Annotated in this window: 29 protein-coding genes and 1 riboswitch; of the genes, 2 read left to right on the forward strand and 27 right to left on the reverse strand. The window is 35.1% G+C overall.

The features are described 5' to 3' along the window. Window positions 1-6: 6 nt before the first annotated feature. From THYS13_RS07975 to hemL, 5 genes are all read right to left on the reverse strand, one after another. Window positions 7-837 (reverse strand): energy-coupling factor ABC transporter ATP-binding protein, encoded by an 831-nt coding sequence (locus THYS13_RS07975; protein WP_042834039.1) that lies wholly within the window; start codon window positions 835-837, stop codon window positions 7-9. Window positions 838-840: 3 nt separating this feature from the next. Beyond that, window positions 841-1608, reverse strand: coding sequence for a cobalt ECF transporter T component CbiQ (gene cbiQ, locus THYS13_RS07980; protein WP_042834040.1), 768 nt, complete (start codon window positions 1606-1608; stop codon window positions 841-843). Continuing rightward, complete coding sequence (locus THYS13_RS07985; protein WP_042834041.1) at window positions 1595-1888, reverse strand: energy-coupling factor ABC transporter substrate-binding protein; 294 nt, start codon at window positions 1886-1888, stop codon at window positions 1595-1597. The genes cbiQ and THYS13_RS07985 overlap by 14 nt, the downstream gene beginning before the upstream one ends. Then, window positions 1885-2616 (reverse strand): energy-coupling factor ABC transporter permease, encoded by a 732-nt coding sequence (locus THYS13_RS07990; protein ID WP_369819224.1) that lies wholly within the window; start codon window positions 2614-2616, stop codon window positions 1885-1887. Before THYS13_RS07990 ends, THYS13_RS07985 begins: the two co-directional genes overlap by 4 nt. A 135-nt stretch (window positions 2617-2751) precedes the next feature. Beyond that, window positions 2752-3003, reverse strand: a riboswitch (cobalamin riboswitch). 43 nt (window positions 3004-3046) lie between these two features. Then, window positions 3047-4363 (reverse strand): glutamate-1-semialdehyde 2,1-aminomutase, encoded by a 1317-nt coding sequence (gene hemL, locus THYS13_RS07995; protein ID WP_042834043.1) that lies wholly within the window; start codon window positions 4361-4363, stop codon window positions 3047-3049. A 122-nt stretch (window positions 4364-4485) separates the two neighbouring features. On the opposite strand from hemL, the gene THYS13_RS08000 reads away from it, so the two are divergent. After that, the gene (locus THYS13_RS08000) at window positions 4486-4770 is read left to right on the forward strand and encodes an AbrB/MazE/SpoVT family DNA-binding domain-containing protein (RefSeq protein WP_042834044.1); all 285 of its coding nucleotides are present in this window, start codon (window positions 4486-4488) and stop codon (window positions 4768-4770) included. Further along, window positions 4751-5152 (forward strand): PIN domain-containing protein, encoded by a 402-nt coding sequence (locus THYS13_RS08005; protein ID WP_042834045.1) that lies wholly within the window; start codon window positions 4751-4753, stop codon window positions 5150-5152. The genes THYS13_RS08000 and THYS13_RS08005 overlap by 20 nt, the downstream gene beginning before the upstream one ends. Here the strand turns inward: THYS13_RS08005 and THYS13_RS08010 are convergent. The 22 genes from THYS13_RS08010 to THYS13_RS08115 all read right to left on the reverse strand — a co-directional run bounded on the left by THYS13_RS08010 (window position 5144) and on the right by THYS13_RS08115 (window position 23737). Next, window positions 5144-5716, reverse strand: coding sequence for a bifunctional precorrin-2 dehydrogenase/sirohydrochlorin ferrochelatase (locus THYS13_RS08010; protein WP_042834046.1), 573 nt, complete (start codon window positions 5714-5716; stop codon window positions 5144-5146). The two genes, THYS13_RS08005 and THYS13_RS08010, sit on opposite strands and share 9 nt — an antisense overlap. Next, the gene (gene hemB, locus THYS13_RS08015) at window positions 5698-6672 is read right to left on the reverse strand and encodes a porphobilinogen synthase (protein WP_042834047.1); all 975 of its coding nucleotides are present in this window, start codon (window positions 6670-6672) and stop codon (window positions 5698-5700) included. The genes THYS13_RS08010 and hemB overlap by 19 nt, the downstream gene beginning before the upstream one ends. Before the next feature lie 14 nt (window positions 6673-6686). Then, window positions 6687-8180, reverse strand: a complete 1494-nt coding sequence (cobA, locus tag THYS13_RS08020; protein ID WP_042834048.1) for a uroporphyrinogen-III C-methyltransferase — start codon at window positions 8178-8180, stop codon at window positions 6687-6689. Next, on the reverse strand, window positions 8180-9079 hold the full coding sequence (gene hemC, locus THYS13_RS08025) for a hydroxymethylbilane synthase (RefSeq protein ID WP_042834049.1): 900 nt from the start codon (window positions 9077-9079) through the stop codon (window positions 8180-8182). The genes cobA and hemC overlap by 1 nt, the downstream gene beginning before the upstream one ends. A 15-nt stretch (window positions 9080-9094) precedes the next feature. After that, entirely contained in the window at window positions 9095-10282 is a 1188-nt protein-coding gene (hemA, locus tag THYS13_RS08030) for a glutamyl-tRNA reductase (RefSeq protein ID WP_042834050.1), read from the reverse strand. Then, on the reverse strand, window positions 10269-11018 hold the full coding sequence (gene cobK / locus THYS13_RS08035; protein ID WP_042834051.1) for a precorrin-6A reductase: 750 nt from the start codon (window positions 11016-11018) through the stop codon (window positions 10269-10271). The genes hemA and cobK overlap by 14 nt, the downstream gene beginning before the upstream one ends. After that, entirely contained in the window at window positions 11015-11746 is a 732-nt protein-coding gene (gene cobJ, locus THYS13_RS08040; RefSeq protein WP_042834052.1) for a precorrin-3B C(17)-methyltransferase, read from the reverse strand. The genes cobK and cobJ overlap by 4 nt, the downstream gene beginning before the upstream one ends. Next, the gene (gene cbiG / locus THYS13_RS08045) at window positions 11719-12768 is read right to left on the reverse strand and encodes a cobalt-precorrin 5A hydrolase (protein ID WP_042834053.1); all 1050 of its coding nucleotides are present in this window, start codon (window positions 12766-12768) and stop codon (window positions 11719-11721) included. The genes cobJ and cbiG overlap by 28 nt, the downstream gene beginning before the upstream one ends. Next, window positions 12765-13520, reverse strand: coding sequence for a precorrin-4 C(11)-methyltransferase (gene cobM, locus THYS13_RS08050; RefSeq protein ID WP_042834055.1), 756 nt, complete (start codon window positions 13518-13520; stop codon window positions 12765-12767). The genes cbiG and cobM overlap by 4 nt, the downstream gene beginning before the upstream one ends. 2 nt (window positions 13521-13522) lie before the next feature. Beyond that, the gene (gene cobI, locus THYS13_RS08055; protein WP_042834056.1) at window positions 13523-14197 is read right to left on the reverse strand and encodes a precorrin-2 C(20)-methyltransferase; all 675 of its coding nucleotides are present in this window, start codon (window positions 14195-14197) and stop codon (window positions 13523-13525) included. 1 nt (window position 14198) lies between these two features. Then, window positions 14199-14771 carry a precorrin-6Y C5,15-methyltransferase (decarboxylating) subunit CbiT gene (gene cbiT, locus THYS13_RS08060; RefSeq protein WP_042834057.1) on the reverse strand — a complete coding sequence of 191 codons (573 nt, stop codon included), beginning with the start codon at window positions 14769-14771 and terminating at the stop codon, window positions 14199-14201. Continuing rightward, window positions 14768-15379, reverse strand: a complete 612-nt coding sequence (gene cbiE / locus THYS13_RS08065) for a precorrin-6y C5,15-methyltransferase (decarboxylating) subunit CbiE (RefSeq protein WP_042834058.1) — start codon at window positions 15377-15379, stop codon at window positions 14768-14770. Before cbiE ends, cbiT begins: the two co-directional genes overlap by 4 nt. Beyond that, window positions 15373-16473: a cobalt-precorrin-5B (C(1))-methyltransferase CbiD gene (gene cbiD / locus THYS13_RS08070; RefSeq protein ID WP_042834754.1), complete on the reverse strand. Its 1101-nt coding sequence runs from the start codon at window positions 16471-16473 to the stop codon at window positions 15373-15375. The genes cbiE and cbiD overlap by 7 nt, the downstream gene beginning before the upstream one ends. A 32-nt stretch (window positions 16474-16505) precedes the next feature. Continuing rightward, window positions 16506-17129: a precorrin-8X methylmutase gene (locus THYS13_RS08075; protein WP_029688788.1), complete on the reverse strand. Its 624-nt coding sequence runs from the start codon at window positions 17127-17129 to the stop codon at window positions 16506-16508. 30 nt (window positions 17130-17159) lie between these two features. After that, window positions 17160-17525 carry a sirohydrochlorin chelatase gene (locus THYS13_RS08080; protein WP_042834059.1) on the reverse strand — a complete coding sequence of 122 codons (366 nt, stop codon included), beginning with the start codon at window positions 17523-17525 and terminating at the stop codon, window positions 17160-17162. Window positions 17526-17541: 16 nt separating this feature from the next. Beyond that, complete coding sequence (gene cobS / locus THYS13_RS08085) at window positions 17542-18294, reverse strand: adenosylcobinamide-GDP ribazoletransferase (protein WP_042834060.1); 753 nt, start codon at window positions 18292-18294, stop codon at window positions 17542-17544. 25 nt (window positions 18295-18319) lie between these two features. After that, window positions 18320-18871: a bifunctional adenosylcobinamide kinase/adenosylcobinamide-phosphate guanylyltransferase gene (cobU, locus tag THYS13_RS08090; RefSeq protein WP_042834061.1), complete on the reverse strand. Its 552-nt coding sequence runs from the start codon at window positions 18869-18871 to the stop codon at window positions 18320-18322. Continuing rightward, window positions 18871-19956 (reverse strand): threonine-phosphate decarboxylase CobD, encoded by a 1086-nt coding sequence (gene cobD, locus THYS13_RS08095; RefSeq protein ID WP_042834062.1) that lies wholly within the window; start codon window positions 19954-19956, stop codon window positions 18871-18873. Before cobD ends, cobU begins: the two co-directional genes overlap by 1 nt. Before the next feature lie 23 nt (window positions 19957-19979). Then, entirely contained in the window at window positions 19980-20711 is a 732-nt protein-coding gene (locus tag THYS13_RS08100; RefSeq protein ID WP_042834063.1) for an AIR synthase related protein, read from the reverse strand. A gap of 3 nt (window positions 20712-20714) precedes the next feature. Continuing rightward, entirely contained in the window at window positions 20715-21200 is a 486-nt protein-coding gene (locus THYS13_RS08105; protein WP_012994488.1) for an ECF transporter S component, read from the reverse strand. A gap of 72 nt (window positions 21201-21272) precedes the next feature. Continuing rightward, complete coding sequence (cbiB, locus tag THYS13_RS08110; protein ID WP_042834064.1) at window positions 21273-22214, reverse strand: adenosylcobinamide-phosphate synthase CbiB; 942 nt, start codon at window positions 22212-22214, stop codon at window positions 21273-21275. Next, window positions 22214-23737: a cobyric acid synthase gene (locus THYS13_RS08115; RefSeq protein WP_042834065.1), complete on the reverse strand. Its 1524-nt coding sequence runs from the start codon at window positions 23735-23737 to the stop codon at window positions 22214-22216. The genes cbiB and THYS13_RS08115 overlap by 1 nt, the downstream gene beginning before the upstream one ends.

Genomic DNA, 23737 nt, shown 5'->3' on the forward strand with positions numbered 1-23737 from the left:
GCTTTATTATTTTATACACTTCTTTAATTCCTCTATATTTTTTGGTATATTACTTCCGTTTATAATCCCTTTTTCTTTTAAAATTTCATATATCTCTAAAAGCATAGGCTTTCTCAAATCACTGCAATCAAGTTCTTTTGCATTAGCAAAGACAACTGTGGGTTCGCCTTTTGCAACAACTTTTCCATTCTTCATGACATATATATAGTCAGCCCATGAATAAGCAAAGTCCACATCATGAGTTGATAAAATAATTGTCTTTCCCTCTTCAACCAATTTGTCAAATAAACCCATAACCTCTTGAACATGCTTAGGATCTAAATAAACTGTTGGCTCATCCAATATAATAACTTCAGGCTCCATAACTATAATATCAGCTATTGAGACGCTTTTTTTCTGCCCATAGCTTAAAAAATGGGTAGGCTTGTCTTTTAAATCAATAATTCTCGTTTCTTTCATGGCGTTTTTAACTTTCTCTTTTACTATATTTTCTGGATAACCTAAGTTCATAGGGCCAAAAGAAATTTCTTGGTATACACTGGCAGAGAAAAGCTGTATGTCAGGATTTTGAAAAACAATACCAACGTTCTTTCTAAGTTTTACAAGTTCGCTATGACTGTAATTTATCTCTTCACCTTTGTATAATATTTTCCCTGATTTGGGTTTCAAAATCCCATTGAAGTGCAAAAACAGTGTTGTCTTGCCTGCACCGTTTGGACCTAAAACTGCAATCTTTTTACCTTCCTCTATCGACATATTTACTTCATTCAAAGCTTTTGTACCGTCGCTGTACTCAAAAGTAATATTTATAGCTTCTAATATAAACTGCTCTTTCATAGTTCACCTTCCTAAAAGCATTGATGCGCTTATTAAAATTAGTTCTATCAAAGCAATAAATATTATATTTTTATAACAAAATTTGTAATCTTTGCTGAGGACTTTTATCTCTCCATTATAACCTCTTGCCTCTAAAGTCACATATAAATCCTCTGAATTTTTGTAGGACTTAATAAAAAGAGAGAATATCAAAAGTCCTAAAGACCTGTAGCCATTTTTTAATGTGGCATATCCCAACCTTGAATTTTGAGATATATAGATCTCATTAGCAGCTTGCGTTAAAACAAATATAAACCTATAAATTAATTGAAGCAACTCTAAAAACAGCGATGGAATTTTCAATTTCTTTAAGATATTTATAATGTCAACCACAGGAGTAGTGAGTACAAGAAAATATAAGCAAGACACTATTGCTAAAGCTCTAAAGAATAAAATAACAGCAGTATTAATGCCTTGTGCAGTAATTCCTAAAGTTACCCCAAAAATATTAAAGCTTATTAATGCAGCACTTTTATTCCCTATCACATTTATGATAAGTGTTATTATGCTTATTATCAAAAAAGAAAAGGGAATTAACATAAGCTTAATGTACACTTTTGCTGGAATTTTCGCTTTAAATACAGTTATCACAAATATCAAAATAATTACTGCAATATTTGTATAGGCATCAAATTCAAAGCATAAAATCATAGTCAAAAAAGCAAATAAAAGTTTTTCAACAGGATGTACATTGTACATCCTGTTGGTATAAGCATAACTATCTATTAGCATTTTTTCTCCCCTTCGCAACACCTATATAATATCCCAAAAAGCCTGCACCAATTGCAGCCTGTAAGGCAAACAAAAGGCTTTCAATTTCTCCACTTGGTGGCTCCCAAATTGGTTTAAACCATGGCTTGTAATTTTTGTCTACCTGAGCAATAGCTTCTGTCGCCCTGTCATCTGCACCAGCAAATTCAGCATTTTTAATAGTAACAAGGGGAAACACCACCAGTAAAATAACCAACAAGCCCAATATCAAATTCTTCATTAAAAACTTTTTATCCTTCATATTGCCTTACCTTCTTTCTCTAAAACCTTAAGTTCAATGAGTTCTTCTTTACTGTAGGCAGTTAGCATATTGATTACGAGCACAGTTAAAAGCCCCTCACTTATCGCCAAAGGTACCTGTGTCACTGCAAATATCCCCATGAATTTTAAAAATGAGGTTGTAAAGCCGCCTACTTCAGCAGGGAAAGCAATAGCAAGTTGGAAGGAGGTAGTCACATATGTAAGCAAATCCCCAATTGAGGCAGCTAAAAATACTGCAAGCCAATTTGGACCACCTGCTTTTTTTACCCCTTTAAATATATAATAGGAAGCAATTGGCCCTACTATGGCCATGGAAAATGTATTAGCGCCCAAAGTCGTTATGCCGCCATGGGCCAAAAGTAATGCCTGAAACAAAAGGACTATAAGGCCTAAAACGCTCATAGCAAAAGGTCCAAAGAGTATAGCTCCAAGTCCTACACCGGTTGGGTGTGAACAACTTCCAGTAACTGAAGGGATTTTAAGTGCTGAAAGGACAAATGCAAAAGCACCTGCAAAACCCAAAAGCATCTTAAGTTTTGGATTCTCTTTTACTTTTTTGTTTATCGCTATAAGTCCTATAACCACAAAAGGCAAAGAAGCTATATCCCATATTATACACCATTTAAGAGGTAGAAAACCTTCCATTATATGCATTGAATAGGCAATTTGTGGAGCTATTAAAAGCAATGCAAATGCTGTTAACAACATCCATTTTTTCACACCAAACACCTCTTTTTTTATAAAATTTAGGTAAAAATAAAACCTCTTAACTTACCAACGGCGTTAAGAGGTAAAAAATACATACTTATCCCTTTATAACACCCCCTCTATCGACCGTAGAGTAAGTGTGTCACAAATACAGGCAGGTCTCCTGACTTAGGTTCATCGCTCTTTACGCCTTCCCATCCGTCACTCAGCGGAGCATGTTTTTATACGAAATATAATTTGTTAAATTCGTGCTCCGCTGAGTGACAGACAGTGGCATAATGTAAAGAGCTCACCATCACAGTGGCGGGACCGTGCAGGATTCTCACCTGCTTCCCTTTTAACCCAATTTGGATTCCAAAATTGGGCACCTGTATTTGCATGTTATTCAATTCTCCCTTTAAATAAAGGATATCATTTTATAAATAGGTTGTCAATGAATAGAAATGTCCTTGTATTGCTTACTTATAATTTTTGCAACTTCAAAACTAGCCTCAATTGTTTTTTCAATATCCTCCTCTGTATGAGCCATTGATAAAAAGAAGGTCTCAAATTGAGAAGGAGGCAGGTACACACCCCTTTTCAGCATTTCTTTAAAATATGCAGCATACACACCAGTGTTTGATTTTAAAGCAGAATTATAGTCTTTTACTTCATCATTCGTAAAAAACATACACATCATGCTGCCTATTCTATTTATTGTAACATCAATTCCATTTTGAACCATGCTTTCTTTTAGCCCCTTACACAATTTTTCTGCTTTCTTGTCTAACTCTTCATAAATATTGGAAGTTTCAGATAATATTTTTAAAGTCTCAAAGCCTGCTGTCATTGCTAGAGGATTACCAGACAAAGTCCCTGCTTGATACACCGGTCCATCAGGAGAAATCATTCTCATAATCTCTTCCTTTCCTCCATAGGCACCAACAGGAAGACCTCCACCAATAATTTTACCAAGCGTAGTAATATCAGGCATAATGTTGTAAAGTCCTTGTGCCCCTGAATAAGACACTCTAAAACCTGTCATCACTTCATCAAAAATTAAAAGTGATTTATACTTTGCAGTAATCTCTCTCAATACCTTTAAAAATCCCTCTTCAGGTAAAACTGTACCCATATTACCTGCAATAGGCTCTACAATGACAGCAGCGATGTTCTCACCGTACATTTCAAAAATATCTTCTACCATTTTGATATCATTATATCTAGCTATAATTGTGTTCTTTGCTATCTCGTTTGTTACGCCCTTTGAATCAGGCATTCCGAAAGTAAGTGCACCTGACCCTGCTTTTATAAGCAGGCTGTCAGAATGTCCGTGATAACATCCTTCAAATTTTACAATGATGTCTCTGCCCGTATATCCCCTTGCCAATCTTATCGCACTCATAGTGGCTTCTGTGCCTGAATTCACCATTCTGACAACTTCTACAGATGGAACAGCCTCAATTATTTTTTCTGCCATCTTGACTTCCAACTCTGTACAGGCTCCAAAACTGGTACCCAGTTGTGTTTGTTTTTTAATAGCTTCTATCACCTGTGGATGTGAATGCCCAAGTATTAGCGGTCCCCATGAAAGAACGTAGTCTATGTATTCATTGCCATCTTCATCCCAAATATGACTTCCTTGCCCCTTTTTTATAAAAACAGGAGTAGCTCCTACTGATTTAAAAGCTCTTACAGGGCTATTGACACCACCTGGCATAAGTTTTTTAGCTTTTTCAAAAAGCTTTTGCGATTTATCAGTTTTCACAGAACCACCTCTTCCTAAATTTTTATCATTCTCTGTTTAAATTTCATGAATAAATCATAAGTAATTGAAAAATAATAAATCATGTATTATAATCTAAGTAAAAGATATGTGGAGGTGAAAAAATGATACATGCTACGTCTACAATTACAGGCAAAGGGCAAATTCAATTGCCTGCAGAAATCAGAAAAGCAATTGGCGCTGATATAGGAGATAACGTCCTCTTTATAGTACAAGACAACAAAGAAATAGTGTTGAAATTAATAAAAAAGAAAAAGCTTTCACAATTAGGTGGAGCATTAAAATCTCAAGTAAAATTCAAAAGCATTGATGAAGAAACAGAAAATACAAAAGAAATTTGGGTAAATAAAAGAGTAAGGAGAAATAACAATGGAGAAAATATGGATTGACGCCAATGTCATTTTGAGATACCTTTTAAAGGACAATGAAGAATTTTATGCAAAAGCGTATGAAATTATGAAAAAAGCGGACAGCGGAGAATTAAAACTTCTCGTATCTCCTCTCACTATTGCAGAAGTAGTATGGACACTTGAGTCTTTCTACAAGATATCAAAGGATCAAATATCTGATACGCTTAATACCTTTATATGTTCTGAAGCTGTGGAAGCAGAAGAACGGGACACATTAATTCTATCTCTAAACAGCTATAGAGAAAATAATGTTGATTTTATTGATGCGTATATAGCTGCCCATGCAATAAATTCAGGAAACAAAAAAGTATTTACTTTTGATAAAAAACATTTCTCAAGGCTTAACGTAGAATTATTTTAACAGCCCGCTTTTTTCAATAATTTTTCTGTAAATAGCCATTTTTTCTTCTTTAGCAAAATCTTTTTCCTTTAATTCCATCCTCTTCTGATATAGTTTTTGTAATAGTTTTTCATAGTCATCATTGAAAATTGACTCCAATTTTTCTTTTATCATTCTCGAAAGAAGTGGACTTTTGCCACTTGTAGATATAGAAATAATTAGGTCTCCCCTTTTTACAATGGCAGGTACAATAAAAGAAGAAAGGTCTTTATCATCAACCACATTTACAAGCACATTGTATTTTTCTCCATCTGACGCCACAAGTTTATTTACCTTCTCATCATCTGTAGCAGCAATCGCAACAAAAAATCCCCTTACATCCCCTTGTTGATACTCACGTCTTATAAGTTCCACTTTTTCTTTTGCTGCAAGCTCAATTATTCCTTCATCAAAAGAAGGAGAAATGGCAGTAACTAAAGCTTCTCCTTCAACAAGAGATAAAATTTTTCTAAGAGCAACTTTGCCACCCCCTACAACAAGGCATTTTTTGTTTTTTACATTAAGCATTACAGGGTAATAAGCCATTTCGCAACATCCTTTGCAAAGTAGGTTATAACTATATCTGCCCCTGCCCTTTTAATTGAAGTGAGTATTTCTAAGACTACCGATTTTTCATCAATCCAACCCATCTTAGCTGCCGCCTTTACCATTGAATATTCTCCACTTACATTATAAGCAGCAATAGGAATGTTGAAATTATCCTTTACCCGCCTTATAATATCAAGATAAGAAAGTGCCGGCTTTATCATGACAATATCTGCTCCTTCTTCAATGTCAAGAGCTATTTCTCTTAAGGCTTCATTGGAGTTTCCATAGTCCATCTGATAAGACTTTCTGTCGCCAAATTGTGGGAAAGAATTTGCTGCTTCTCTAAAAGGTCCATAAAAAGAGGAAGCGTATTTAGCACTGTAAGCCATAATAGGTGTGTTTACAAATCCTTTACTATCTAAAAGCTTTCTTATGGCAGCTACTCTTCCATCCATCATGTCAGAAGGCGCTACAATATCCGCCCCTGCCTCAACATGGGACAAGGCTATTTTAGCAATGTAGTCCACTGTTTTGTCATTTAGAACTTGGCCATTTTCAACAATGCCACAGTGTCCATGAATTGTATACCCACACATACATACATCTGTTATTACCACAATTTCTGGCACTTTTTCTTTTATTTCTCTTACGGCTTTTTGAACGATACCTTCCTCGCTGTAAGCCTCTGACCCCAATTCATCTTTATATGAAGGCACACCAAAAAGTAAAATAGCAGGAATTCCAAGGTCACTCACTTCTTTAACTTCTTCTACAAGCAAATCTATAGAAAAATGGTAAACACCCGGCATTGAATCTATCTCTTCTTTTATATTATCTCCTGGCACAACAAAAAGAGGATATATAAGGTCACCTACATTTAAAGAAGTTTCTCTTATCATATTCCTTAAAATGCTGTTCACTCTAAGCCTTCTTGGCCTTTTTACCAAATCCATTTTATCTCCTCTTTCTATTGGTTTTGATAGTTTTTTAATATTTCTTCAATAAGTTTTTCCGTTGTGTATTCACTTGACATTATGTCTACATTAAATCCTTTCTCCTGTATAGCTTTCTTTGTTACAGGTCCTATTGCAGCTATTTTAGAGTTTTTTAGAAGATTTATTTCGTCTCCTATTAATTGATGCATATAATTAAAAGTAGAGGAACTTGTAAATACAGCAATATCTATTCCTTTGCGGAGTTCACTTATAAGCTTTCCCTTTATTTCATAATTTGGTTCATTTTTATATGCAACAATTTTTTGTACGTTAGCGCAATTTCCTAGGCTTTCCATCAATATATCCCCACCTATCTGAGAAGTCAAAAGCGCTATGTTTTTCCCTTCAACATGTTTTTTAAGTGCATTTGCCAAAGAGTATGAAGTGTATTCCTCAGGAATTATATCTGGATATATAAAAATATTTTCTAAAGCTTCCGCAGTCTTACTTCCTATCGCTACTACTTTAATACTTAAATTTCTTAAATCAAACCTTTTTTCTCGGGAAGCTTCAATAAAACTCCAAACGCCATTTACACTTGTAAATACAGCATAATCGAATTTATGTATTTCTTCAAAAAACTTTACTATATTATCTAAAAACGGCGTGATTTTAATAGTAGGACAAACAACAACATCTGCTCCCTCTTCGCTCAAAATTTTTTTCATCTGCTGTGACTGTTCATAGGTCCTTGTAAGCAAAATCCTTTTTCCAAAAAGCTTTTTGTTTTCGTACCATTTTAATCTATCCCTTAATGCCACAACATCTCCTACAGCAAAAACTCCCGGATTTTTTATTCCTTCTTTTCGGACGAGACTTGGAATATCAATGAGTTTCCCAGTTACAACTTTTTGCTTTGGAGTAGTGCCTTCCATTACTACTGCTGCTGGTGTATGAGGATCTTTGCCGTAATTAAGAAGTTTTTGCACAATTTTTTCTATATTTTTTATCCCCATGAGAAATACAAGTGTCCCCTCAAGTTTTGATATGCCCCCCCAATCGAGGTTTTTATCTTTCCCTTCCCATTCATGACCCGTTATTACGTGAAATGAAGAGCTTAAATCTCTATGAGTTACAGGAATTCCTGCATAGGATAGGACAGCCACTGCAGATGTTATGCCTGGCACTACCTCATAAGGTATCCTTTTTTGTGAAAGGTATTCAGCCTCTTCGCCACCTCTTCCGAATACAAATGGGTCTCCTCCTTTAATTCTCGCTACTTTTTTGCCAGAAAGGGCCTTTTTCGCAATTATTTCGTTTATTTTATTTTGAGGTACTTTGTGATTATCCGGAAACTTTCCAACATCAATAAGCTCTGCATCCTTTTTTGCCATTTTTAAAATATCTTCATTAATGAGCCTATCATACACCAGCACATCTGCATTTTTTATTAGTTCGACTGCTCTCAATGTTAAAAGCCCAATATCTCCAGGTCCCGCTCCGATCAAATATACAATCCCTGACATCATATACCTCCAAATTCTTCAATAAGCTTTTCTATCATTTTATCGGTTTCTTCAATTAAGCCAGTCACTTCACTTTTTAAAAGTTTATCCTCTTTTTGATAAACAACTTTTATGTTTATTTTCTCTTCGTCTTTCTCTTTTCTGTATTGGGCATAGGCACCAAAAGGCTGTCTACAATTAACTCCAAAAGCTTTTAGAAGTTCCCTTTCAACAGAAGCCTCAAAAAATGTCTTTCTATCAACAATGTAGGAATAAAACTCTTGAAATATATTATCAAAACTTTCTGCAATTTCTACTGCAAGAATTCCCTGACAAGGTGCTGGTACAACTACATCAGGTGGAAAATACTCAGTAATAACATTCTCAAATCCTAACCTGTGCAAACCCGCCGCTGACAAAACAATGCCGTCAAGGTTTAGTTCTTCCATTTTTTTGAGCCTCGTCCTCACATTACCTCTTATTGGAACAATCTGTATGTCTGGCTTTAAAGCTTTAAACTGCACTTGCCTTCTTAAACTGCTGGTCCCAATTTTAGCCCCTTCTTTTAAATCCATAAATTGCGTACCATCTCTTGAAACAAACACATCCTTTGGGTCTTCTCTTTTTAAAACTGCCATGAGCTTGAGCCCTTTAGGTATTTCATAAGGCATGTCCTTCATGCTGTGGACTGCCATGTCAATTTCGCCTTTGAGCAATGCACTTTCTATTTCTTTTACAAAAACCCCTTTTCCCCCTATTTCACTAACAGGTTTGTCAATTAATGCATCCCCTTGTGTGGTTATCTTTACTATTTCAAATTCAAAATCCTGCCTAAACTTTTTTATTTCATTTATAACCATTGCAGTTTGCTTTAAAGCCAATTCACTTGACCTCGTGCCGACTTTTATAACTTTTTTCATCTTTACCTCCAGATTCTAATAGGCGTTTTCTTTAAGGTACGTTATCATTTTATTAGCCATTTTATTTGCAACTCTTTTTAAAGCGATTTTTATATTTTCCTTGTCTTTTTCAGACACGTCAGCCAATTTATTTATAATTCTTTGAAATTCTGTGTTATAAACTTCATTGGCATATTTACTTACTTCTTTTATATAAGGCTCTATTTCAAGTGTTTTGTACCATTTTTCAAATTTATCCACTTCCTCTTTCACCATTTTTTCAATAACGGGAATGAGTAAAAGCCTCTCTTTTTTGTTTTCCTCCGCTGTCTTTTTTAAATCGTCAATAGTATAAAGACTTACCCCTTCTATTTGTCCTATTCTTGGGTCTATATCCCTAGGAAGAGCTATATCTACCATGCAAATTTTTCTTCCATTGTAAACTTCTTTAAACTTTTCATAACTTATCGTATAATGAGGAGCATTTGTGGCACTTATTACAATATCACTACTGGCAATGTAAAGATATTTTTGTTCATAAGGCACAACATGTATCTCTGGAATTTGCTCCTTTAATTGGATAGCTTTTGAAAAAGTCCTGTTTGTAACAAATACATCAGCACCCTTATCTATGAGATTTTTCATAGCATTTTGCCCCATCTCGCCAAGACCTATCACAAAAGCCTTTTTGCCTTTTATATCCTCAAATACTTCTTGAACAAATTTAACTGCAATATAGCTTATAGACAAAGCCAGATCTTTTATACCCGTATCTGTACGAGCTTTTTTCCCAAGAGTTACTGCATCTCTAAAAAGTTTAAAAAGTATCTTTCCGGAAGAGTTGAAAGTCTGTGCGGTATCTATAGCCTCCTTCACCTGTGACAATATTTGGTCTTCACCTACTACCATAGATTCAAGCCCACAGGCAACTCTAAAAATGTGTTTCACTGCATCAAGTCCGTAAATTTGCCTTAAATATTTTATGAAATCTTCTTTTAAGCCAAAGTAATTTATGAAAAAATCTTTTACTTCATCCGTGGATATTTTTTGTGAATAGAAGTAAATTTCACTTCTGTGACAGGTGGAAAGTATTACAACCTCCTCCAGTCCCAACTCTTTTAATTTTATTAATGCCTCTCCAATATCTTTAAAAGAAACTTTTTCTCTCAATTCTAAAGGAGTATCCTTATCTACTCCCACCATCTTAATATTATTTATGTCCACTTTTTGTCACCTCATTTATGAGACTATCAACATCTGTTACTACAACAGGATAATTTATATCAGGCCTTTTTATTAAAATTACAGGAATACCTAGCATTTTAGCAGCTTCAAACTTTTCTAATACTCCTCCCACAATACCACTATCTTTTGTCACAACCACTTCCGCATTTCTTTCTTTAAACATTTGATAATTAAGTTCTTTGGTAAAAGGGCCCTCCATCGCTATTATATCTTTGGGTTTTAATCCTAAATCTTCACACTTTTTTATGACGTTACTTAAAGGAAGCACTCTTGCCGTCACCTTTTTTCCTATTTCCCAGAGAACCCTAAATTTTTCGAGGTTTTTACTACCTACAGTCAAAAAAATGCTGTCGTATTTTTTACATTCTTCTGCTGCCTCTTCAGAACTTTTAACTACAATGGCATTGTAGTAATATAGACTTTCTCTTTCATACCTTATATACTTGATACCAGTTTTGTTACAGGCATTTATAGCATTTATGCTTACATCTTTTGCAAAAGGATGAGTTGCGTCAACTACAATGTCTATATTGTTTTTATAAATAAAATTAACGAGGCTTAGTTCATCCATTGCCTCTTTGTGAACTTTAATTCCCTCACTAAAAAGACTTGCACCATAATCTGTCACTGTACTTGCTATAATCTCAAAACCTTTAAGCTTTAATCTTTCTGCAATCTCCCTTCCGTCTTTTGTACCTGCCAAAACCAGTATCACAGTACATATCCCCTCGGCGTTACCATTTTGCCATTTTCTACATAAGTACTTTCATTCCCTATTATTACAATCGTCCTCATGTCTATTTCATAATTTGCCATTTCTTTTAAAGTGGTGATTATCACTTGTTGTCCCTCTCTTGAAGCATTTTTTACTATTCCTACAGGGATATCCTCTTTTTTGTATTTCATAATAATTTTCTGGGCTTTCATAAGATTTTCCGGCCTTTCTTTGCTCTTAGGGTTGTAAAGGACAATTACAAAATCAGCTTGTGCTGAAAGAGCCAATCTTTTTTCTATCACCTGCCAAGATACCAAGTGGTCTGAAAGACTTATAACTGCAAAATCCTGCATTACAGGTGCTCCCAGTATAGCTGCCGCAGCATTTAGAGCAGTTACTCCTGGTATTACTTCTATTTTTAAATCTATGTTTTCTTTATGGACAACCTCATACATAAGCCCTGCCATTCCATATATGCCTGCATCACCGCTTGACACAATGCACACATTTTTACTTTGTAAAGCTAACTCCACGGCTTTTTTAGCCCTGTCAATTTCTTTTCTCATCCCTAATGAAATTACCTTTTTGTCCTCAATTAAAGGTTTAATAAGGTTTATATAAGTAGTATATCCTACGACTACATCACATTCTTTTAAGACATTGTATGCTTTAAGAGTCATGTCCTTTATATCACCGGGACCTATTCCCACGACTTTAATCCATCCCATGTCAATCCTTCTTTCTTATATATGGCAAGTGTCATCCCATTCTTCTTAAGATATGCTATCTCTTTGCCACCGCTGCTAGCTAAATAAGCAGAAGGCCTTGCAACACTTCCAACTCCCACGGTATGAAAAACAAAATCCGAGATAGGAAATTTATCTTCTACTTTTTTTAAATCCTCTTTTGTGTAAAACACAAGAGGAACTTTCAAAAATTTTGCCAACTGCTGTATCCCTTTTTCTTCTTTTTTTATATTTATAGTAGCAATTGACTCGATGCTTTTTAAGCTTAAATTTAACTTTTTAAAGATTTCACTGACAAAGAGAAACAAATCCTCAAAAGCTATTCCTTTTTTGCATCCTAAGCCAATAACTATATTTTTAGGCCTTAATATGACATAAGGTTTTTCTAACGGTTTTTTTATTTCTTTGTCAGTTATGTAAACAAAAGCGTCAATTTGACGGTCATCTTCATTTTTTACATAATCTTTTAGCAAAGGTATTTTCTCTACATCTTCATCAAGAATAAAACCTACATTTTCTCCATTTACAAAGGCAGCGCTAACCTTTTTCAAATCTTCTTTATTTTCAATTTGGTACCCGTAGTCCTTAGCAATAACGTCAAGAGATATGACTCCCTCTACATCTGTTGCAGTTGTTATGACAGGCTGTGCTCCAATTATAGAAGCCACTTTGAGTGCAAGCCTGTTTGCACCTCCTACATGCCCGGACAAAAGGCTTATGGCAAACTTTCCTTTTTCGTCTACTACCACAACAGCAGGGTCAGTAAATTTATCCTTCACAACCCCTGCAATTGCCCTTACCACAATCCCTGTAGCCATTACAAAGACCAACCCTTGATATTTTCTAAATATTTTATGGACAAATTCTATAAAATCTCCTTCTATTGCATAGCCTTCAGGGGTTGTGTATTTTTCTTTTACATACACATCCCCTTTTAATTTTGTGCCAATCTCATTCGCCAACTTTGATGCGTTTTTTGTAAGAGCGATTATCGCTATTCTCATAAATCTTCCTTCTTCCTGAAGCTATGAGAAAATTCCCTATCATAAAGCTTTGAATAAGACTTTACATCTTTTAAAAAATCTCCTACAAGTATCATGGCTGTTTTATTTATTCCCTTTGATTTGACCTTTTGTGAAATGTCATTGAGAGTACCTGTAACAATCACTTGGTCTTCCCAAGTAGCTTTGTACACAACTGCTACAGGTGTAGTCTCTTCATAACCCTCTTTCAACTCTAAAACAACTTTGTCAATGTCCTGCACGCTTAAAAATATCGCCATTGTAGCTTTGTGGCGGGATAAATCTTTTAAGTCTTCTTTTGGAGGTACTTTTGTCCTTCCGCCTATTCGTGTTATAATAACCGTCTGGGTTATTTCAGGAATCGTCAGCTCTTTTTTCAAAACTGCCGCTGCTGCCAAAAAAGAACTAACACCGGGAATTACTTCATAATCTATATTTTCTTCTTCCAGCCTTCTAATCTGTTCATGTATGGCACCGTAAATAGCAGGGTCTCCTGTGTGTATTCTCGCTACATCTTTCCCCTCATTATAAGATTTTACCATAAGCTCAATTATTTCATCAAGATTCATTAAAGCGCTATCGTAAATTTCAGCCTCTGGTTTTGCGTATTTCAATATCTCTTTATTGACAAGTGACCCTGCGTATATGATGACATCACAAGCCTGTATTATTTTCATCCCCTTTAATGTTATAAGTTCAGGGTCTCCTGGTCCTGCACCAATAAAATAAACCACAGCTACTTCACCTTCTTTGCAATAATGAGTGACAAATAATCTATCTTTTTCCCTATATATCTATCAAGGTCGTAGGATATTTTTTCCTCTTTATGACCGCACTTTATCACAAGGTATCCTTTGAAGCTTTTTTCTTTTAGAAGATTTACTATTTCCTCGTATCTTCTCGAAATTTTCATTAATACCACGTTATCAAACATATCAAGAGCTTTTGAAATTTCCGTTACATCTCCTGATGAAATCACTGCAAAAGTCTCGTTTCCCTCCGCAATTGGGATATTTAACCTTGAGGCGGCTGCACTATAGGAGGTAATTCCAGGAATCGTCTCTACTTCGTAATCCTCAATTCCTTTTAAAATGTATATGTAGGTACTGTAAATCATGGGGTCCCCTATTGTTATAAAAGCTACGTCTTTCCCCTCATCAAGCAACTCTTTGATTTTTTTAACATTTTCTTTCCACTTCGTTTTGAGGTCTTCTTTTGAGTAGGTCATGGGAAATTCCATAAATATTACATCGCCTTTTATATAAGGCTTTGCAATCTCATAAGCAATACTTCCTTCTCCTTTACTTGAAGGGGCTATCACCACATCTACCTTTTTAAGTATTTTTACAGCTTTTAAAGTAATAAGGCTTTCCTCCCCCGGTCCTACTCCTATGCCGTATAATTTTACCATTCTATCCCTCTCTTTTTGCCATTATTATGTAAACAGGATTTCTTGCTATCATCATAGTTTTATTTCCTGCTTCTTTTGAAACTGAAATATTTACACATATCGTTTCAACCCTATATCCTTTTTGTTTAAAATAATGATTAGCTGAATATGCTGTATCAAGCGTAATCCCATTAACTACGATTATTCCATCTCTTTTTAATTTAGTTATAGCAGTCTGGAATATTTGATACATTTTATCCCCTGTACCTCCAATAAATATCCTATCAGGAGATGGCAAATCTAAAAGGGCATCAGGCGCTTCACCAGCCACCACAACAATATTTTCCACATTAAATCTTTTGATGTTTTCATTTATAAGTCTTATCCCATCTTCTTCTTTTTCTATAGAATAAACAACACCTTTTTTTGATATTAAAGCAGCCTCAATAGAAACAGAACCTGTACCTGCGCCAATATCCCATATTATGCTGTCTTCTTTAAGCCTCAACTTAGATATTGACAAAGCTCGTATCTCTTGTTTTGTCATAGGTACACTGCCTCTTATAAAATATTCATCGGAAATTCCCGGTGTCATGTATTGCCACATGTTATCACCACTACATTTAAATCAAATTTTTTATTACAGTTTAAAAGTTCCTCTACTGTAAAAGAGTAAATCCTCTCGATGTCATAAGACAGATTTTCACCAACGTGTATTTTTCTGTCATGCAAATTTCCCTCTTTCAATAAGGCTGCAATAAATTGTGGCGTATGTGTATTATCAGTAAAAATAGCGACTTTTTTATTTTCTTTTACTTTTTTCACTAAATCCTCACTGCGGCCGTGCAAGCTTACCACTGTCAAATCATTCATTGTTATTTTAAGTTTTGCACACATGTATTGTATTGAGCTTATGCCTGGAATTATTTCTAATTGGCTTTTGTCCACATATTTTAAAATCACTTCGGTTATGCCGTACAAAGAAGGTTCTCCCGATGCCAAAATGACAATATTGCCTTCTCTGCTCATTATACTTTGGTAATCTGTTGAAGCGTTTATCACAATCTTTTCGCAATCAATATCTTCAAATTCCTTGAGATGGCGCCTGCCTCCCACTAGCACATCCGCTTTTTTTATTTTTTCAAGTGCATAGGGGGTAATGAATTTCTTGTTTCCCGGCCCTATTCCCACAATCGTCACCATTCTACTTTCTCTCCTGCTTTTGCAATAATGCCTCTTTTCAATGAAATGAGGTGAACTTCGATATTTAATTTATCATAAACATACTGCTTACATTTCATGTAAACCCTGTCAGCGATAAACTGACTAAAGTCTTTTATATTGACTCCCGCCTTTTCTATTATATCGAGGGCTTCTTCAGTTGTATTTGAATCCAGAACTTTGTCAACAGTCTTTTTATCTGCACCAAAATGGGCTACATAAGCCGCCATTATTTCTGCTCTTGCATCTGCAACATGGCTGTGGGTATTAAATATCCCTGCTGCTACTTTTACGAGTTTACCTATATGCCCTGCCAACACCACATGTGTAAAGCCGTACTCTACTGCTTTCTCCAGCATAAATCCTAAGAAATTCCCATAAGATATGATAAGCCTTTCTTCAAGGCCTTCTTTCATAGCATAATCTTTGCCGTAATTTCCTGGAGCAAAAACTACCTTTTTATGTCCCTCCGCAGAAAGAATAGAAAGTTCTAACTCAAGAGAAGCTTTTAAAGCTTCCTCCGACATAGGCTCTACAATTCCTGAAGTACCAAGTATTGATATTCCTCCAACTATTCCAAGCCGCGGATTAAAAGTTTTTAAAGCCACCTTTTCACCACCTGGCACGCTTATGGTAATTTTTACACCTTTCCCTTCTGGTAATACTTTTTTGACTTCATTTAAAATCATGGACATTGGAACAGGATTAATAGCGGGTTTCCCAGGGCTTACGGGTAGCCCCGGTTTTGTGACAACTCCTACTCCCTCTCCTCCGTAAACGTCAATTCCTTCTCTCTCTTTTAATTCCACTTTTGAATATATTATAAGCCCGTGAGTTGCATCAGGGTCATCACCGCCGTCTTTTCTTATGCCACATTTTACCCACCCTTCTCCTGACGTCACATCTAAAACATCAAGTATAAGGTGCCACCCCTTTGGTGTATCTATCTCTACAGTGTCTATTTTCTCCCCTGTAAAAAGCATGTAGGTAGCGGCTTTTGAGGCAGCAGCCGCACACGAGCCAGTAGTATAGCCGTATCTCAGCTTTTTACCTTCTTTAATTGTATACACTTCCATAATTCCACCCACTTTTGCGCCTGTCTTTTGTATCAATCACCCATCATATACAAAAGAGCATTGACTATAGCTGCCGCTATTGTACTTCCACCTTTTCTTCCTTCCGTTATTATGTAGGGCACTCCAAGTTTTTTCACTTCTTCTTTTGCTTCTTCTGCTCCAACAAAACCGACAGGAACGCCAATTATCAAATAAGGCTTTATTTCACCGGAATTTATGAGTTCACAAAGTTTAAAAAGGGCTGTTGGAGCGTTGCCAATGGCAAATATCTTGTTTCTTCCATCTTTTGAGGCTATAACCATTGATGCCATTGATCTTGTAATGGCGTACGTTTTTGAAAGCTCCTCGACTTGTGGCATGTCAATGTAACATTTGACACTTGTTCCTATAGATTTTAAAGCCTTTTTGTTTATTCCCGCTTCAGCCATTTTTGTATCTGTAACAATTGTACATCCCTCTTTTAAGGCTTTTAAACCTGCATCTATTGCTCCATCAGAGATTTTTATTATGTGAGCAAAATCAAAGTCTGCCGTCGCATGAATTACTCTTTTTACAATCATAAGTTCTCTTTTTTCAAACTTCATCTCGTCAATATTTTTACTTATTATTTCAAAACTTCTCTTCTCAATCTCTTTAGGGTCAGTTATATAATTCATAAAAAACAACCCTTTCCCATAAGTAAATTTTTATTCTACCTCTTTCGCTCTTTCAAGCATTATATCTACGATCCTGTCATCATACCCTATAGACTTTGCAAACTTAATCTTTAAAGCCGGATATTTTTCTTTTTCTTTTCCAAAAACCTCAGGTATATCATGCAACACATGGTTTCCTTCAAATAAAAACATAGGAACTGCTATGATATCGTAAATTCCTTCTTTGACAAATTCTCTTATGGAAGTAGATATATCAGGCTGGTTAAATTCCATAAAACCTGCTTTTACGTCTTTGTATATTTTGAAGCTCTTTATTTTATTTATAACTTGGTATACTGCTTCCCTAGTTTCTTCAACACGACTTCCATGTGCTATTATTAATAATCCTTTTCCCATAAAAATCTCTCCTTTTTTATAATGACACACTTACAAAGCAAATGAGTGCAGTAAGCTCTGCCAATTCATTTACTGCACCGAGAGTATCCCCAGTCATACCACCTATTTTCAGCGAAATATACTTTGATACAATATAAGTAACAAAAAGCGATATAGTAAGTATTTTTACAAAAACCGCTAAAGGCAGTATAAAATAGCTTGTAGCAATTGAAATAACAAAAGCTATGGCAAATTCCCTTATCCCTACTTTACCCAGCATGAGTCCTCCAAGCCCTTCTCCACCTCTTGCAGATTTACTTATCATCATAGAAAACACAATTGACAATCTTCCAATAATTGGAGTAATTAAAAGTGTTGTTAAAGTAATATTTTCGTGTATATTGATGAGGAATAATATTTTTAAAACAACCATAAAAACTAAAGCTAGGACTCCATTCGTGCCAAGTCTCGAGTCTCTCATTATCTCCAGTATTTTACTTTTATCCTTATTGCTAAAAAGGCCATCAAAAGTATCTGCAAGCCCGTCAATATGCATTGCTCCTGTTAAAACATAAGAAAAAGCTACAATAAAAGTCATTACAATTTCCCGGGAAAAGAAATCTTTTAACGCAATATACAAAAGTGAAAGGATACCTCCTATAACAATTCCGACTATTGGAAAATAAGATGCTATTCTATAAAACTCTCTTTTTTCAACATCAACTTCTATTGGTATAGGAAGGCGTGTCATAAATTGCATCGCAAGTACCAATCTTTTAATTTCTTCCATAAAAATGTTGCATCCCTTTCAGTCATCACTTTATTTTAAGAGGTATTCCTGAAACCATTAAATAAACTTCATCTGCAACATCTGCCACTTTTTTATTCATTCTGCCTGCTATATCTCTAAATATCCTGCCCAGTTTGTATTCGGGCACTAATCCCATTCCCACTTCATTTGTCACAAGAATTATATCCCCTTTAAAATCCTTCTTAGCACTTAATATCTTATCTACTTCGTCAGCAATTTGCTTTTCTATGTTATCAATCTCCTTCAACTCTACTTTTTCCCATGTTAAGTCAACTTCCATTAATAGGTTTGTAATCATAACTGTAAGGCAGTCAATCAATATGACTTTGGCATTGCTTTTTGATATTACGTCATATAAATTTTTGTAGACTTCTTTTGTCTGCCAAAAAGGTGGCCTTCTCTCTTTATGCCTTTTGACTCTTCCCTTCATTTCTTCGTCAAAAGGAATAGAAGTAGCTATATAAAGGACACTGTTTCCTCCTTTTTCTAAAGCCAATTTTTCAGCAAATTCACTTTTGCCAGACCTTGCACCACCTGTGATCATAACAAGACTCATTATGTTACAACCCTTTCTTTATCTTCTACTAAATCTTTTATATCTATTTCTTTCAAAGCCTGTATCAATTTTTCATTGTCTTCATGTCTTTTTATAGCAACTCTAAAAAAGCTTTTGTCCAGATACCTAAAATTAGAAGCATCTCTTATGAGAATTCCTTTTTTTAGAAGTATTTGTTTAAGGTCATTTACCCCACCTGTTCTTAACTTTAACAATATAAAATTTACTTTTGTATCAAAAGCAACTAAATAATCAATTTTTCTTAAAGTATAAAGCATATACTCTATTTCTTTATTTACATATTCCCTTGTTTTTTCTATATAAGCTTCATCTTTAAATATTTCTCTCCCCACAGCATCTGCAAAAGCATTTACTGTCCAAGGTTCTTTATATTCTTCCAATTTTTGTATCAAAGAAGGACTTCCAATCCCGTACCCCAACCTCAACCCCGGCATGCCAAAAAATTTTGTGACAGCTCTTACAACAAACAATTTATCATGCTTTTTTGCAAGAGATAAAGCTTCATAATTTTTATAGTCTTTCATAAATTCAATAAAAGCTTCATCTATCATGACAGGTATGTTCAAAATCTCCGCTTTTTTTAATAAAATCCCTATTTCCTCTCTAATTATGGCTTGTCCGGTAGGATTGTTAGGATTCCCAATGATTAAAGAATCCGCCTCTTCCATTTGTGAAAGAAGCTTTGCGAGATTCATTTTAAATCCATAGTCTTCTTCCAGCCTGAAATATATCGGTTCACCACCGTTTATGTGGACTGCCCTTTCATATTCCAAAAAAGCAGGAGACGGAATGAGGGGGCTTTTCACCTTAAATGCTCTCACAAAAAGATGTATGAGCTCTGTCGCGCCATTCCCAACAATTATATTTTCTTGTGAATACCCCACATACTGTGAAATAGCCTCTTTTAGTTTTCGATATTTTATATCCGGATATTTCGTTAAATCAACTTTTTTGATAATATCAAAAATCCATTCCGGCACCCCAAGAGGATTTATATTTGAACTAAAATCGATTATTTCTCCTTCATAATCATAAACATTTCCGCCATGCTCATAAGGTTTCATTGAAACACCTTCTTTCATTTACGCTAAACCAGCACTCCGACATATGTTAAGGGTTTATCTGTCAGTCCTTTAATAGAGGCTGTATCTTCCTCACTGTGGACTACAAGGCAACAGGTAGAAGGCCCCCCTGATTTTAATACATCAAGATATTGTGGAAAATTCGCTTCCACCTTTAATCCTGATATTTTCTCTAATATGCCAATTTCATATTTTACACCTTTTGAACCAACAGGTATTGCTTCCACTATTTTATTGGAATTAGAAATCTTTATATAATCACTTAAATTAAGAACATCTTTTGCTCCTAAAACTTCACTTCCTACACGTGGATAACCTAAAAGAGAAACATGCATACCTGCTTTGACTTTTTTTATCTTTAAGTCCCCAATATTTGCTTTTGCTATTACTGTAATCCCTATACCTGTCATAGATGTAGGGAAATTTTCTTCAGTACTTCCTGTAAAAACTACATCTAAAAGCCCGTTCTCCTCAAGTTCATTTTTTATACCTTTTAAAATTTTTTGCCCTGTTGGATTCATTTCAACAGATAAAGTATCTGATATGACTAAAGGTTTTGCTCCTACACATAGTACTTCCGAAAGAGCCACTTTTACAGTAGTTCTCCCTACAATCTCTTCATCAACTTTTAACACATCATTTTCTTTATTCCCTATTGCTCCAAGACTGTCACAAGATATCACATATGCTACATCATTTTCATAAATTACAACTAAATCTCTGTATCTCTCAATCACTTTTTATTCCCTACTCCTTTTCGGTATCGCTTTGTAAATTAACGCTGCAAGAAATACATTTGCAAATGACGCAATTGTTAGGGGAAGTACCCATGCCGCAAAAAATCCCCATCCGAATATGGGTACAAACAAAAGGGTTGCAACAGGTCCATTTAAGATGGTAGCAACAATCACTGCAATATAGATGTTAAATTTTCGATAAAAAAATCTAAACAAATAGGCATATAATGCCATTTGCACTGCTATGTATATGTGATTTGTAAGCCCTAAAGGAAATCCAGAAGTAATTGCTGTAAGCATGTGCCCTAAACTTATTACAAGGGCTCCATACCAACTTCCAAGGTATAATGCAGCAAAATACCCTGGCATTGAGTCAAAGGCAACAGTGTTAAAGATTTTTATAAGAGCACCTACAGCACTTAAGGCTATAAGCATAGCAACAAGAGTAAGAGTTTTAACATTTTTTAATGCATTTGCTTTTTCTTTCACATCAATCTCCTCCTATTTACAATTTTCAAGTGTTTTTATGTAATAATTTTGAAACAATTATAAGTTATTCCTTTATGGTATCAAAATCTTCGTCCCATAAAGCACTACAAGACCTAAAAATGAAGTCATATACATTATTCTTATGCTGTCTTTTATGTGCTGTGGAGTAATTTTTTCTTTTCCATCCCCAAGAGTTGGTTTAATTTCAGGCTTTCCAAAATAATAATTGAGACCTCCAAGTTGTATATTTAAAGCACCGGCAACTGCTGCTTCTCCATGGGCACTGTTTGGACTTTGATGTTTCAACCTATCTCTTAAAAAAATCCTCCAACTATTTTTATAATCATAGCCTAAGAGAAAAGCAGCTATAACAATCAAAAAACCTGTTATGCGAGCAGGAATAAAATTTAATATGTCGTCAAGTTTTGCAGAAGCAAATCCTAAGTCGAGGTATTTTTCATTTCTATAGCCTACCATAGAATCAAGAGTGCTTGCTGCCTTATAAAAGATAGCCAGCGGCGCACCTCCTATAAACGCGTAAAACATAGGGGCTATTATACCGTCTGATATATTCTCTGCAACTGTTTCTATCGCTCCTCTGGATATATTCTCAACATCAAGCCTATCTGTATCCCTACTGACTATATAAGATAATCTTTTCCTTGCTTCAACTATATCATCCTTTGTCAACGCTTCGTATACTCTTCCAGCAGCTTTACCAAGGTCTTTTGTAGCAAGGCAGGTATATATAATTAAAACATCTAAAGCATACTTTAAATATGGATGTATAAGTCCTGCAATATAAAGTAGTACATATGTTGCTGCAAATGCCAAAGTTACTGTAAGTCCACACAGTATAAAACCTGTTATTTTTAAAGCTCTGTCACTTTTAGCATATTTTCTAAGTATACTCTCTAAATGTGATACCACTCTCCCTATAATTCTTACAGGATGAGGATATCCTTCAGGGTCTCCTATCAACAAATCTAATAAGTAGGCTAATACCACTTCCATTAATCTTTATACCTCTCCATAATTTCATAGACTTCTTTCATCTCGATACTTTTTCTCACAATATCTGCAAGCTTATCATATTCTCTTTCTTTAAATTCTTTGTAATCAATAATTTCCTCTATAGGAGAAAGTCCTTCTGATTTTCTCACAATATTTATAAATTCCCTGACAAACTCTCTATTTTCAAAAATTCCGTGTATGTAAGTTCCAAACACTTTTCCATCATCGCTTATACAACCGTCATAGACTTCGATTTTTTCTCCATTTCTATGAGTTATTACTGAAAAAGGCTGACAATCTCCCAAAATTCGACTTTGCCCCATGTGTATTTCATATCCCTCTACAGCAATATTTCTAAGAGGTGATAATATTGATGGTAAATTATTGCGAATAACCGCCTTAACTTGGGTTGTTGTCTTTTCTTTTTCAATTACAGTCTCTATATCCAAAAGTCCCAGTCCCTCAATTTCTTTAAGAGAGCTTTCAATTTGATTAGGGTCTTTAATGACTTTCCCCAGCATTTGGTATCCTCCACAAATGCCGACTATAAATTTCCCTTTTTTTCTCATTTCAAAAATTTCCTTATCAAGCCTATATCCTTTTAATGCTTGCAAATCTCCAATTGTGTTTTTTGTTCCCGGAATTATAACAACATCACAATCTCCAATCCTTTCCCCTTTATTCACATATCGAAGCTTTATTCCGGGAACTTTAGCAAGAGGTTCAAAATCCGTAAAATTCGATATGTGGGGAAGATTTATAACTGCAATCTCTATATCTCCTTCTGTATTCCTACGATAAAATCTCTCCGTCGCCCCATCCTCTTCATCAATGTGCACATCCATATAAGGGACAACACCTAAAACCTTTTTGTGTACAATGTTTTCTAACATCTTAAGACCTGGCTTTAATATTTCAATGTCTCCTCTAAACTTGTTTATAAGTACACCTTCAATGCGATTTCTCTCATTTTCTTTTAAAAGGAGCAAAGTGCCAGCTATTGAAGCAAATACACCTCCTTTATCAATATCTCCTACAAGAAGTACTGGTGCATTTACCATCTCTGCCATACCCATGTTTACGACATCTCTATCTCTTAAATTTATTTCTGCAGGGCTTCCAGCGCCTTCTATTACTACAATGTCATTTTGACTTGCAAGAAAATCAAAGTCCTCTTTAATAAACTTTAAAAGCTGTGGCTTAAATTGGTGGTATTCGGCTGCAGACATATTTTTATAAACTTTGCCTCTTAAAACAACTTGGCTTTTTTTATCAGAGCTAGGCTTTAGAAGTATTGGATTCATGTGATAAGAAGGCTTAACTCCTGCCGCTTCCGCCTGCATAGCTTGTGCTCTTCCTATTTCTAGTCCTTCATCAGTTATATAGGAATTCAAAGCCATATTTTGAGACTTAAAAGGGGCTACTCTGTAACCATCTTGCTTGAAAATTCTGCAAAAAGCGGCAACCAACAAGCTTTTGCCAACAGACGATGCGGTCCCTTGTATCATCAATTTAAGTGCCAT

The sequence above is a fragment of the Thermoanaerobacter sp. YS13 genome, assembly GCF_000806225.2.
Classification (GTDB): domain Bacteria; phylum Bacillota; class Thermoanaerobacteria; order Thermoanaerobacterales; family Thermoanaerobacteraceae; genus Thermoanaerobacter; species Thermoanaerobacter uzonensis.